11 protein-coding genes are annotated in these 12,795 nt (G+C 65.1%); 3 read left to right on the top strand and 8 right to left on the bottom strand.

Annotation, left to right across the window (positions count from 1 at the left end; translation table 11 throughout):
- Positions 1–15: 15 nt before the first annotated feature.
- On the bottom strand, positions 16–816 hold the full coding sequence (locus FJ490_RS28420) for a ComF family protein (protein ID WP_140500963.1): 801 nt from the start codon (positions 814–816) through the stop codon (positions 16–18).
- Between the two features lie 66 nt (positions 817–882).
- Between FJ490_RS28420 and FJ490_RS28415 the strand changes: the two genes are divergently transcribed.
- Positions 883–1,755: a methyltransferase domain-containing protein gene (locus tag FJ490_RS28415; RefSeq protein ID WP_140500917.1), complete on the top strand. Its 873-nt coding sequence runs from the start codon at positions 883–885 to the stop codon at positions 1,753–1,755.
- Between the two features lie 27 nt (positions 1,756–1,782).
- Here FJ490_RS28415 and FJ490_RS28410 read toward each other — a convergent pair whose 3' ends face one another.
- The 5 genes from FJ490_RS28410 to argJ all read right to left on the bottom strand — a co-directional run bounded on the left by FJ490_RS28410 (position 1,783) and on the right by argJ (position 4,986).
- Positions 1,783–1,962: a Flp family type IVb pilin gene (locus FJ490_RS28410; protein WP_140500916.1), complete on the bottom strand. Its 180-nt coding sequence runs from the start codon at positions 1,960–1,962 to the stop codon at positions 1,783–1,785.
- A 109-nt stretch (positions 1,963–2,071) separates the two neighbouring features.
- Complete coding sequence (locus FJ490_RS28405; protein WP_140500915.1) at positions 2,072–2,386, bottom strand: hypothetical protein; 315 nt, start codon at positions 2,384–2,386, stop codon at positions 2,072–2,074.
- 145 nt (positions 2,387–2,531) lie between these two features.
- Positions 2,532–2,954 carry a (deoxy)nucleoside triphosphate pyrophosphohydrolase gene (locus FJ490_RS28400; protein ID WP_140500914.1) on the bottom strand — a complete coding sequence of 141 codons (423 nt, stop codon included), beginning with the start codon at positions 2,952–2,954 and terminating at the stop codon, positions 2,532–2,534.
- An 8-nt stretch (positions 2,955–2,962) separates the two neighbouring features.
- Complete coding sequence (locus tag FJ490_RS28395; protein WP_140500961.1) at positions 2,963–3,715, bottom strand: GNAT family N-acetyltransferase; 753 nt, start codon at positions 3,713–3,715, stop codon at positions 2,963–2,965.
- A 29-nt stretch (positions 3,716–3,744) separates the two neighbouring features.
- A complete protein-coding gene (gene argJ / locus FJ490_RS28390) occupies positions 3,745–4,986 on the bottom strand; it encodes a bifunctional glutamate N-acetyltransferase/amino-acid acetyltransferase ArgJ (protein WP_140565928.1) in 1,242 nt (413 codons plus the stop codon).
- A 388-nt stretch (positions 4,987–5,374) separates the two neighbouring features.
- Here argJ and FJ490_RS28385 point away from each other — a divergent pair, with 388 nt between their 5' ends.
- A complete protein-coding gene (locus tag FJ490_RS28385) occupies positions 5,375–5,974 on the top strand; it encodes a TetR/AcrR family transcriptional regulator (RefSeq protein ID WP_140729336.1) in 600 nt (199 codons plus the stop codon).
- Positions 5,975–6,038: 64 nt separating this feature from the next.
- On the opposite strand, the gene FJ490_RS28380 is transcribed toward FJ490_RS28385, so the two are convergent.
- A complete protein-coding gene (locus FJ490_RS28380) occupies positions 6,039–6,965 on the bottom strand; it encodes a peptidylprolyl isomerase (protein ID WP_140729335.1) in 927 nt (308 codons plus the stop codon).
- A gap of 259 nt (positions 6,966–7,224) precedes the next feature.
- Between FJ490_RS28380 and secA the strand changes: the two genes are divergently transcribed.
- Positions 7,225–9,957 carry a preprotein translocase subunit SecA gene (gene secA / locus FJ490_RS28375; RefSeq protein ID WP_140500910.1) on the top strand — a complete coding sequence of 911 codons (2,733 nt, stop codon included), beginning with the start codon at positions 7,225–7,227 and terminating at the stop codon, positions 9,955–9,957.
- 58 nt (positions 9,958–10,015) lie between these two features.
- Here secA and FJ490_RS28370 read toward each other — a convergent pair whose 3' ends face one another.
- The gene (locus FJ490_RS28370) at positions 10,016–12,601 is read right to left on the bottom strand and encodes an AAA family ATPase (protein WP_140625594.1); all 2,586 of its coding nucleotides are present in this window, start codon (positions 12,599–12,601) and stop codon (positions 10,016–10,018) included.
- Positions 12,602–12,795: the final 194 nt, after the last annotated feature.

Below are 12,795 nucleotides of genomic sequence, written 5' to 3'. Positions count from 1 at the left end.
CTGTTTGTTGCCGACTTATATAGTCGTGGACTCGTCGGCCCGAAAGTCCCCCGGCAGCACGCGTGCGAAGGTCAGCACGTCGACGGCGCCGGCCCCTGCTTTTTTCAGCGCCTTGCTGGCGGCGCGAACCGTGGCGCCCGTGGTGTAGACGTCGTCGATCAAAAGCACGCGGCGGCCGGCGATCTCGATTTCCGCTTCAGCAGGCACGCGAAAGGCGGCCCGCACATTCTCCTCGCGGTCCTTGCGCTCCAGCCCGACCTGCTGGCGCGTGAGCTTGACACGCCGCATGGCCGAGGGTGCGAAAGACAGGCCGCTGAGCTCGCAGACCGCCCTCGCCAATTCCGCCGACTGGTTGAACCGCCGCCTGAAGAAGCGACGCCAGTGCAGCGGGACCGGCACCACCACATCCGCCTCGGCAATGAGGTCGGCGCCGGCGCGCAGCATCCAACGCGCCATCCACGGCGCCAGGTCGGTGCGATCCTGGTATTTCAGCCCCTGCACCATCTGGCGGGCGACGCCGGAATAGGCGACGGCCGCCCGCGCCCGCTCGAAGGGCGGCGGATCGGCGATCGCCTCGGCCGACAGAAAGCCCTCACCCATATGGTGGGTGAACGGCGTGCCCATCACCGGGCACCAGGGCCGCTCCAGGAGGCGCAGTTTCGGCCAGCAGGCGCCGCACAGAACGCCGGGCTGCGAGACATGCCTGCGGCAGCCGGCGCAGACAGGCGGGAACAGGATGCGCGCCGGCCAGTTCGCCGCCGACCGTGCAAGGTTCCTGATGTCCAGAGGCTTGATCTTGGGCATGGGATCGGCCACGTGGTGGGTGCTGTGCGCCACTATATCAACTCCATCGGGGAATGGACAAACAAAGGATCTGCCCGTTTGCTGCCGATAATGGACACCTCACTGTGGCTGGCGCACAAGCGGCGCGCGCTCGATCATCCGGTCGGCGGCGCGGACTTCCTGATGCGGCGCAGTGCCGACGATCTTGCCGACCGGCTGGGTGCCGTGGAGCGCAGGTTTAGCAAGGCAGCGGTGCTGTTTTGCCAGACGTCGGCCGCAGCCGACATCCTCGCCGCGAGCGGCAAGGTGGCGGACATCGTCCGTGTCGAGGCGGATGCGGCTTTCCTGGGCGATTCCGCCGGCATGGTCGCGCCGCTGGAAACCGTGCCCTTCGAGCCGCAAAGCCTCGACCTGGCGGTGTCGCTTCTTTCGTTGCAGGCCATGAACGACATTCCCGGCATGCTGGTGCAGATCCGCCGTGCGCTGCGTCCGGACGGGCTTTTCCTCGGCGCCTTCGCCGGCGCCGGCACGCTCGGCGAATTGCGTGAAAGCCTGCTGGCGGCCGAGACCGAGCTTCACGGCGGCGCCAGCCCGCGCGTCATTCCGTTCACCGACGTTCGCGACGCGGGAGCGCTGCTGCAGCGCGCCGGCCTGGCTCTGCCGGTCGCCGATGTCGAGACGGTGACGGTGCGCTATGACAGTCTTTTCAACCTGATGGCCGATTTGCGCGCCATGGGCGAAACCAGCGCGCTTGCCGATCGCAGCCGGCGGCCGGGCACACGCCAGCTGTTCGCCCGCGCCGCGCAAATCTACGCCGAGCGGTTTTCGGATCCCGACGGCCGCATCCGCGCAAGCTTTTCGATGGTCTGGATGTCCGGCTGGGCGCCCGATGCATCGCAGCAAAAGCCGCTCAAGCCGGGTTCGGCCAAGATCTCGCTGAAGACTGTGTTGGAGCAGCCCAAGGGGCAATGACAGTGTCCGCGGACGCGGACAGCCAGATCAGGGTGCGAAAGCGTTGGCAAGCCTGCTGCCATTGTCGCTGAACAGCCAGGTGATCGCGTTGAAGACCTGGCTGATGCCGCCGACGATCGTCAGCGACAGTACGGCGACGATCAAGCCGTATTCGACGGCCGTGGCGCCCTTTTCATCGTTCAGGAAACGCAGCAGCACTGTTTTCATCACGTCGATCCCTCTTGCCGGAACCATACCGCCGACCTGTTAAGAAAGGTTAACGGCACAGGCTTAATAGGCGATGAAACCGCCGCCTCTGAAAATGTCTTGGACCCGATCAGCAGTCGCCGCTGGTCCGGCCGTCGGATCGGATGATGCAGACCGAATCGGGCTGCGGCTGAAGCACGCTGCGGCGCACCGTATAGGTATCGCGACGAGTGATCGAACCAGTGGCAGTCATGTCGAGACCGCTGGCAAAATTCCGAGCCGATTGCGAGCGCGTCTGGCTCTCGAGGAAGGGCGTTGCGATCAGGGCCAGCGCCACCGCGGCCGACCCGAACAGCAGCGTGACGCGCAGCACGCCCATGCCCGCATCCGCGGCGCGAAAACTGCGGTCGGGCCGGATCGAATCCCAATCCCTGTCTAGGCTCATGCTGTCGCTCCCCAGAAAATCGCCGGCACGGCCGCGACGAGGCAGCCTTGCATCAATTTTTCATGATGAGATAAATCTTCCATTAATGCTGGTTTATGCGCCCCGCAGCTCCGCTCAGCCACAGGCCGCTAGCGGTTCTGTTCGCCTACAGGAGGTCGATCAGGAACGGGATCAGCGGAGCGTCGGCCGGCGGCATCGGGTAGTCGCGCATCTGCCTGGGCCGCACCCATTTCAGCGCCTGCCCCTCCTTCGGCTGGGCGATGCCGCGAAAGCGGCGGCAGATGAAAAGCGGCATCAAAAGATGGAAATCGTCGTAGCTATGACTGGCGAAGGTGAGCGGTGCCAGGCACGGGATCTCGGTCTCGATGCCGATCTCCTCATAGAGCTCGCGGATAAGGCATTGCTCCGGCGTCTCGCCGGGCTCGACCTTGCCGCCGGGAAACTCCCAGAGCCCGGCAAGCTGCTTGCCCTCGGGCCGCTGCGCCAGGAGCACGCGCCCGTCGGCGTCGACCAGGGCGCAGGCGGCGACCAGGAGCAGGCGCTTGCCGGCGATCGTCACATCATTCATGCCCGATTTCACCCATGAACAGGCGGCCGGCGGTAGTGGTAGCGATAGACCTCGTCGAAGCCGAGAGAATGATAGAGCGCCAGCGCCGGCACATTGCCGGCCTCGACCTGCAGCCAGGCTTCCCGCGCGCCGCGCAGCCGCGCCCATTTCAGCGCCGACAGGATCAGGTTGCGGCCGTGGCCCTTGTTGCGTGCCGACTTGTCGGTGGCGACCTCGAACAGGCCGGCGAGATCGCCGTCATGGACGCAGATCAGCGTCGCCAGTGGTTCCGCTCCAGCCTCGAGCGCGAACAGCCCGGCCTCGGGCTGGATGGCGCCGATGATCTCCGACAGGCCTGGCCGCAGCGACGCGTCCGAGCCGCTGACCTTGAGCGACGCGCCGATGAAGCGGCTGATGTCCTTCAACGGGATCTGGTCCATGGCGGCGTCGAGTTGCGCATCCGCCAGCGGCAGCCGCATCACCAGCGATTCGTCGAACCGGCTCCAACCCTCGCGGTCGAGATGGCTGGCCAGATCCGGCCCCGATAACGGCGACATGCGGAAGGTCAGCGGACGGCCATAGGCATCGAAACGGCGGCTGGCGCGGCCGATGCGGTCGGCGATGTGCTGGGTGTCGCCGGGATCGAGCGGATTGACCGAATTCAGCCGCTTGGCCGGATGTCCGGCCGTCAGCCGCACCACCCAGGTGCCGTCATAATGGACTGCCGCCGCGGGCCAGGCGCGGAACCCGGCCGCCTCATAGCGGCGCACTGTCGCCAGCATGCTGGCCGGATGTTTGGAAACCAAGTCCGTCAGCTCCGGTAGTCGCCATTGATGGCGACGTATTCCTTGGTGAGGTCGCAGGTCCACACCGTCGCCTTGCCGCGGCCGATGCCTATATCGGCGCGGATGCGGATGTCGTCGCGCTTCATATACGCCGAGGTCGCTTCCTCCGAATAGGCCGGATCGCGCTCGCCCTCATGCGCCAGCCTGTTGTCGCCGAACCAGATCGACAGGCGGTCGCGGTCAGCCGGCTCGCCGGCCTTGCCGACGGCCATGACGACGCGGCCCCAATTGGCGTCCTCGCCGGCGACCGCGGTCTTGACCAGCGGCGAATTGGCGATCGAGAGCGCGATGCGCTTGGCCGAGCGCGCCGATTTCGCGCCGGTAACGGTGACTTCGACCTGCTTGCGGGCGCCCTCACCGTCGCGCACCACTTGCAGCGCCAGCGACTTCAGCACTTTGCCGAGCGCACGGCGGAACGCCCCCAGACGGGCATCCTTGGGGTCGGTTACCTCCGGCGCGCCGCGTTTGGCGGCCTTTCCGGTGGCGAAGAGCAGCAGCGTGTCGCTGGTGGAGGTGTCGCTGTCGACGGTCACCGCGTTGAAGGTCTTGGCCGTGCCGCGCGACAGCAGATCCTGCAGCACGGGGGCGGCGATCGGCGCATCGGTGGCGACAAAGGACAGCATCGTGGCCATGTCGGGTGCGATCATGCCGGCGCCCTTGGAAATACCGTTGATGGTGACATCGGTGTCACCGAGCTTGACGGTCTGCGTCGCCACCTTCGGATAAGTGTCCGTGGTCATGATGGCTTTGGCCGCCTCGGTCCACAGGTCGGGCTTGCCGTTGCTGACCAGACCAGCCAGCAGATGGCTGAACTTGGTTGTGTCAAGCGGCTCGCCGATGACGCCGGTCGAGGCCAGGAACACCTCGCCTGGCGTGCAGCCGGCAGCCTTGGCTGCCGCTTCGCCCGTCAGCGCGGTGGAGTCCCGGCCCTTCTTGCCGGTGAAGGCGTTGGCGTTGCCGGAATTGACGACGAGCACCCGGGCCTTGCCCGCGGCAAGGTTCTGCCGGCAGAAATCGACTGGCGCCGAGGGGCATTTCGACTTTGTGAACACGCCGGCGACCGCCGTGCCGGGCTCGAAGACCATGGCCAGGAGATCGGTGCGGTTCTTGTATTTTATCCCCGCTTCGGCGGTGGCGATGCGCACCCCCTCGATCTCAGGCATCTTGGGGTATTTCTTCGGCGCGAGCGGCGAAATCGTCGTGGACATGGAACCTCGGACGGGAAAAATCGGCGGAGAAACGCCGGTTTGCCCGATACGGCGCGCCCGCGCAAGGCGTTTTGGTGGCGGCGTGAGAACCGGAATTGGCCTTGACCGGTTCGCAGCCGGCTCCGTTGCAGTTCGCTGGCACCGCCCCGCCCAGGTTGCGATCTCTCCCGAGGGCAGCTTCTGACCCTGGCCCTGGTATTTCTGGGAGCCGTTGCGACTCGGCGCGGGAGCGCGGGCAGAGTTGGTCAGCACCGATGGCGGCCTGCGCATCGTGCGGGGGGACATGGCAGGCAAAATCTCTCCTGCCTCAGCCGCCAAGAACGGGCCGTTTCGTTTCATCGCCGGATCACTTATATTGCCGGCCTAAACCGACGGCGAGGGCGACAGGATGGCCGAAGAGACGGATACGGCGCGTAAATCCATCGGTGCGCGGCGCAATCCCGACAGCGCGGAAGCCATTCTCGATGCCGCCGAGGCGGTGTTGGTCGAGGCCGGCTATGCCGGCTTCTCGATCGAGGCCGTGGCGCGGCGGGCGCGTGCCGGAAAGCCGACCATCTATCGCTGGTGGCCGAGCAAGGCCTCGCTGCTGCTGGAGGTCTACCAGCGCCAGAAACGCGTCGATGTTCCCGATACGGGAAGACTGGAAGAGGATCTCGTCGGCTTCCTCAAAAACCTGTTCGCGCACTGGCGCGAGACGTCGTCGGGCAGCGTGTTCAGGTCGCTGATCGCCGAGGCGCAGTCGGACGAAACGGCGGCCACGGCCCTTGCCGGCTATACCGGCGGGCGCCGGGCCCACACCGGCCAGATCATCGAGCGCGCCAAGGCAAGGGGCGAGGTCGCGGCCGATGTCGATCCGGCTGTGGCCGCCGACCTGGTGGCCTCCTATGCGTGGCGGCAGCTCCTGACCAACCGGCTCGACGAAGACGAGGCGACGATACGCAAGGTGGTCCGCTATCTCCTGCGAGGCATAGAGGGGCCCGACGGCTGAACTGACGCAAAAAAGGGCGCGGCGCCCTTTGGCCACCGCGCCCCTTTTTCGAGACCGTTCTGGTTTACTTGGCGCTTTCCAGCGTATCGACGGCCTTCTTCAAATTGGCGTCGGGAATTTCGACCTTGGCATCGGCGCGCAGCGACTTGACCAGCGCGAAATACTTGTCGCGGATGACCGCCTGCTTGGCCTGGTCCTTGACGTCGTCGAAGGCCGGCGGCTGCTTGGTGCGCTTGTCATCGAGCTTGATCACATGCCAGCCGAACTGCGACTGCACCGGCTGCTCGGTGTATTTGCCGACCTCGAGCGCGAAAGCGGCCTTGTCGAATTCCGGCACCATCTGGCCAGGTCCGAACCAGCCGAGATCGCCGCCACTGGTCTTGCCGCTCGGATCCGAGGTGTGCTCGTTGGCGAGCTTCTGGAAATCGGCGCCGCCGTCGAGTTGCTTGATGATCGCTTCGGCCTCTTCCTTCGTCTTCACGAGGATGTGACGGGCATGCACCTCGTTGACCGGCGGCGTGTTGGCGATCTCCTGGTCGTAGCGGGCGCGGATCTCGGCGTCGGTGACCTTGTCGACGACGCCTTTCTCGACCATCTCGCCATGCAGCGCGCGCTGCTGCAGGAAGGCCATGCGGCGCTGGAAATCGGGATCCTTGTCGAGACCGGTCGAGACGGCCTGGGCGGCCATGACGCGGATCTCGATTGCGGCCGAAAGCGCCGCGGCGCGGCGTTGCTCGGCCGGGAGTTGCGCGAACTGCTGCGACAGCTCGCCTTCGGCAAGCACGAGATCTGCTTCGGTGAGGGGTTGGCCGTTGACGGTGGCAACCACTGTATTCGGATCGACCGGTGCCGCCGGTGCGGCCGGTGCCGCTGGTGGTGCCGGCTGGGCTGGTGCGGTTTCCTGCGCCATCAGCGGCGACAGGCAAAGAGCCGACAGGCCGACGGCCAGGCCGAGGCTGGCGAGCGACGCACGGCGGAACAACAGGGACATTAAGATGACTCCGATGAGGATGTGAAGGACAGGAGGCTTCCAGATCAGCCAGATTGTGGCCGAATTTGGCGCGACCGGCAGGGCCAGCGCGGCGTTGACATCAGTTGAGCCCCCTCTTATCTGTCCAACGACTTTGCGTCCAGAACCGTTTTCCGGGCGCTTTTTGCGTTGCCCGCATACAGGCGGCGCATTCACGTGGATTTGATGGGGCCGGCCGGCGCTCGTCTCAGTTTGAGAATTCTATCGAAAGGACCATTGGATGGTCAGTCTCGGCGGTCTCGCCCGTAAGGTTTTCGGCTCCTCCAACGACCGCAGGGTCAAGTCGACCCGGCCCCGTGTCGAGGCGATCAATGCCATGGAAAACGAGATGCGGGCGCTCTCCGATGCAGAGCTCGCCGGCCGCACGGAAAAGTTCCGCCAAGACATCGCCAACGGCGCCAGCCTCGAGGACCTGCTGATCCCGGCCTTCGCCACCGCCCGCGAGGCGGCGCGCCGCGTGCTCGGCATGCGCCCCTTCGACGTCCAGCTGATCGGCGGCATGGTGCTGCACAATGGCGGCATCGCCGAGATGCGCACCGGTGAGGGCAAGACGCTGGTCGCGACCTTGCCCGTCTATCTCAATGCACTGGCCGGCAATGGCGTCCACGTCGTCACCGTCAACGATTATCTCGCCACCCGCGACTCCGAATGGATGGGCCGCGTCTATAAGTTCCTCGGCCTCTCGGTCGGCGTCATCGTCCATGGCCTGTCCGACGAGGAGCGCCGCGTCGCCTACGCCGCCGACGTCACCTATGCCACCAACAACGAACTCGGCTTCGACTATCTGCGCGACAACATGAAGTACGAGCGCGCCCAGATGGTACAGCGTGGTCACAACTACGCGATCGTCGACGAAGTCGATTCCATCCTGGTCGATGAAGCGCGCACGCCGCTGATCATTTCCGGTCCGCTCGAGGACCGTTCGGAAATGTACAACACCATCGACACTTTCATCATCCAGCTGCAGCCGCAGGATTATGAGATCGACGAGAAGCAGAAGACCTCCATCTTCACCGAGGAAGGCACCGAGAAGCTCGAGAACCTGCTGCGCGACGCCGGCCTGCTCAAGGGCGAGTCGCTCTATGACGTCGAGAACGTCGCCATCGTCCATCACGTCAACAATGCGCTGAAGGCGCACCGCCTGTTCCAGCGCGACAAGGACTATATCGTGCGCAACGGCGAGATCGTCATCATCGACGAGTTCACCGGCCGCATGATGCCCGGCCGCCGCTATTCGGAAGGCCTGCACCAGGCGCTTGAAGCCAAGGAGCATGTGGCAATCCAGCCGGAGAACCAGACGCTCGCCTCCGTTACCTTCCAGAACTATTTCCGCCTCTACAAGAAGCTTTCCGGCATGACCGGCACCGCGCTGACCGAGGCCGAGGAATTCGGCAACATCTACGGCCTCGAAGTCACCGAGATCCCGACCAACCTGCCGGTCATCCGCAAGGATGAGGACGACGAGGTCTACCGGACGGTCGAGGAGAAATACAAGGCGATCGTCAAGGAGATCCGCGAAGCCAGCGCCAAGGGCCAGCCGACGCTGGTCGGCACCACCTCGATCGAGAAGTCCGAGCAACTGGCCGAGCGGCTGCGCAAGGAAGGTTTTAAGGATTTCGAGGTGCTGAACGCCCGCCATCACGAGCGCGAGGCGGCGATCGTCGCCCAGGCGGGCAAGCCCGGCGCCATCACCATCGCCACCAACATGGCCGGCCGCGGCACCGACATCAAGCTCGGCGGCAATGCCGAGATGCGCATCGCCGAGGAACTGGGCGACATGCCCGAAGGGCCCGAGCGCGAGGCGCGGGAAAAGGAAATCTATGCCGACGTCGAGCGCCTGAAGGAAAAGGCGCTGGCCGCCGGCGGCCTCTACGTGCTCGCCACCGAGCGCCATGAATCACGCCGCATCGACAACCAGCTTCGTGGCCGCTCCGGCCGCCAGGGCGACCCCGGCCGCTCGAAATTCTTCCTGTCGCTGCAGGACGATCTGATGCGCATCTTCGGCTCCGAGCGCATGGACGGCATGTTGCAGAAGCTCGGCCTCAAGGAAGACGAGGCCATCATCCATCCCTGGATCAACAAGGCGCTGGAAAAGGCGCAGAAGAAGGTCGAGGCGCGCAACTTCGACATCCGCAAGAATCTTCTGAAATATGACGACGTTTCCAACGACCAGCGCAAGGTCGTGTTCGAACAGCGCATCGAGCTGATGGACGGCGAAGGCCTGTCGGAGACCATTGCCGAGATGCGCGAAGGCGTTATCGACGAGATCGTCGCCAAGGCCATTCCCGAGAACGCCTATGCCGAGCAGTGGGATGTCGCCGGGTTGAAGGCCGAGGTCGCCGAGTTCCTCAATCTCGACCTGCCGATTGAGGAATGGGTCAAGGAAGAAGGCATCGCCGAGGACGACATTCGCGAGCGCATCACGCAAGCCGCCGACGCCGCCGCCAAGGAGCGCGCCGAGCGCTTCGGGCCCGAGGTGATGACCTATGTCGAGCGCTCCGTGGTGCTGCAGACGCTCGACCATCTGTGGCGCGAGCACATCGTCAATCTCGACCATCTGCGTTCGGTTGTCGGCTTCCGCGGCTACGCCCAGCGCGATCCTTTGCAGGAATACAAGAGCGAGGCGTTCGAGCTGTTCCAGGCGATGCTGGGCAATCTGCGCCAGGCCGTCACCGCGCAGCTGATGCGCGTCGAACTGGTCCGCCAGGCTGCCGAGGCCCCGCCGCCGGAAGCCCCCGACATGTTCGGCACGCATATTGACGGTACCACCGGCGAGAACGATTTCGAAGGCGGCGAAACCGCCCTTCTGGTGCGCCAGGAAAGCAACGCCATCGTCGCCCCCGAAGACCGCGACCCCAACAACCCCGCCACCTGGGGCAAGGTCGGCCGCAACGAAGCGTGCCCCTGCGGCTCCGGCAAGAAATACAAGCACTGCCACGGCGCTTTCGCGTAAGGAAAACCCGCAGGGCTCACATTCCCGGATTTCTGATCCGGGCGCGATTCCTACGTGCTCAGATCAGCCCGGAATCGCGCGCGGCGGCGGTCGCCTCGCCACGCGAAATGGCGTCCAGCTTGCCCAGCACCGCCGAGACATGATGATCGACGGTCTTCGGTGAGATGGTCAGGTGCTCGGCTATTCTCTTGTTGGAAAAACCGCGTTCGATCAGTTGCAGGACCTGCATCTGGCGCAGCGTCAGACCAGCTTGATTGGCGCGCGTGCTCTGCCGTGGTCCCCTTGCAATGTTATTGACGCCATTCTGCCGCATGACGGCGCGGACGTGCTGGGCGACCGGCCGGGCACCGAGCCCCTCGAATATATCCAAGGCCAGGCGCAGGGCCGGCTCGTCGCCGCGCAGCAGGGCGAGCGCCTGCTCGAACGGAGCACCCAGCCGGGCCCACAGCGTCGCGGCACCGTGCCAATCGCCGGCGAGCAGCAGGCGATAGGGCTCCGCCATGCCGGTCGTATCGCCAGGGTCGCTTTCAGGCGACAAGAGCAGCCGCCAGACGGCCAGTTCGGCGAACATCGCCCTCGTCGGCGACAGGCTTTCTGCCAGCTCGATCAGGCGAAGCGCCTCACTGGCGTCGCCTTGCCCAAGCCATGCCAGTTCGGCCATCGACGCCGTGTAAGGCACCAGCCGCTGCAGCTCCATTCCCCTGTCCAGGAACCGCTTCATTTCCTCCAGCACCGGCCCAGCCGGATCGCCTCGCCTTATGCGCAGTTTCGCCAGCGCGACTAGGGATGGGTAACGCACCAGGGCTGTCGTTGCAGCATCGTCGATGACGTCGAGAGCCATGGCCGCCGCATCGTCCCAAAGGCCGCGTCGCAAAAGCAGCTGCGCCTGCACGCCCCGCATATAGTCGCGCCAGGTCGCGAGGTCGTTCTCAACGCAATAGGCAATGCCGCGGTCGAGAAAGGATTGCGCGCGCACAAGATCGAGCTGGTTCATTTCGGCGCAGGCGCAATTGGTGAAGCCGCGTGCCGCGTGCTCCTGGAAATTCTGCACGAGCGCGATTTCAAGGCTGCGGGCGAGGTGAAGCCGGCCTTTGGCCAGATCAAGCCACTGCTCGGCCGAGCCAAGATTGTTGAGCGCGTGGCAGATTATCTCCGGCTTGTTCAACCGTTCGGCCAGAGCGACTGCCTTGCCGCCAAGCAGCAGCGTCTCATCGAGCTTCTCGGCCAGCATCGCCAGCTGCGAGAGATTGGAATAGGCCATGGCAAGCTCCGGACTGGCAGGCGCCTGTTCCAGCAATTCCACTGCCTGGGCCCCGAACAGGTCCGCCTGTTCGCGGTCACCCACCAGATAGGCGAAGCGCGACAGGCATCTGAGGCTGTCGCCCTCCCTGAGCGTGTCGCCCAGCGCCTGCTGTAGCCGGCGCGCCTGGCTCTGCGCCTCGATGGCCGCATCGATGCGGCCGATCAGATGGCATTCAAACGCATATCCTTCGTAAAGCCTCGCCCGGTCGCTCATCGGCAGGCTGTCGGCATGCCGCAAGGCGACCTCGTAGTAGCCGGCGGCATCGCGATGCGCGCCGACGCGGGAAGCCTCGCGCGCTGCGAGCGGGGCAAGCTCGCGCACCGCCTCAAGATTCTGGGCCTCCACCGCATGGTGCACAAGCCTTGCGGTAGTCACCTCGGCGTTTTCCTGCAGTGCGGAAAGCGCGCGCTGGTTGAATTCGCGCCGACGGCTCGAGGTCAGCGCCATCTCGATGGCGCGACGGGCGATCTCGTGCCGGAAGGCGTAGCCATCGCCGAGATCGTCGAGCAAGCCATTCGAGACACATTCCGCCAGCTGGCCGGCGCTGGCGACGCCACAGAGGCCGCGCAGCGCCCAGGCATCGGCGCGGCGTGGAAACACAGACACCGCGTCGAGCATTGAGCGCGCCCCCTGCGACAGGCGCTCGGCACGCGCCAGCACGGCGTCGCGGACGCTGGCCGGCGGGATCATCTCGCTTTCGGCAGCTAGCAATTCGGTGACGAAGAAGGCGTTGCCCGCGGTGGCGCGATATATTGCGCTGCCGTCGCGGTTGGCTGCTTCGGCAAGCGACAACACCGCCGCCTCGCTGAGCAGTGGCACTTCGATGCGCTGGACGTTGCCGGCTGGAATTTCGCCGAGCACCCGGCGCGCACGCATCTGCCCTTCGCTGCGGTCGGTGCGTGCCGTGAACAGCACCAGCATATGCGTGTTGGTGATGCGCCGGCCCAGGAAACGGACGAAATCCAGGGTCGCGTCGTCGGCCCAGTGCATATCCTCGATGACCAGCAAACCCGGCCGAGACCTCGCCTCGAAAACCTCGAGAGCGTCTGAAAACAGGGGCAGCCGCTGACCTTGGCGATCGTCGATTGCCCGGGGCAGTGCCCACTGCGCGTCCCGGGCCAGATCATAGAGCGGTCCCAGCGGATCGGGAATCGACAGGTCTTCGCAAGCGCTGCGGAATATGGAAACGTGCTGCCCGGCACGGGTTACGAACGCCTCGACGAGTGCCGTCTTGCCGGCGCCGGCCTCGCCCAGCAATGCCGCCACGCGGCCGCGACCGCGCGCGGCCTCCGCGAGCAGTTCCTCCAACTGATCGAGTTGTGCCTGCCGTTCCAGAAGCATCGTCACTGGCCCATAAGTATCGTCGTCCCTCGACCCTTCTCCAAAATACCCCCGCTTCGGTATCCGCAGTGTGGCTCCCAGACCAAACGTCGAAAACATAGGGAATCGTCCCGCGCAATATGGGGAAAGGCTCCGATGTGCGCTTTCGACGATCGTGATTTTTCTCCAACCGCGCTCATTTCGAGCGTGAATCA

Origin of the sequence: Mesorhizobium sp. B2-5-11 (genome assembly GCF_006440835.1) — a bacterium.
Lineage (GTDB): Bacteria > Pseudomonadota > Alphaproteobacteria > Rhizobiales > Rhizobiaceae > Mesorhizobium.
The sequence above is the reverse complement of the archived record's forward strand: the minus strand, read 5'-3'. Positions and strand labels throughout refer to the sequence as shown.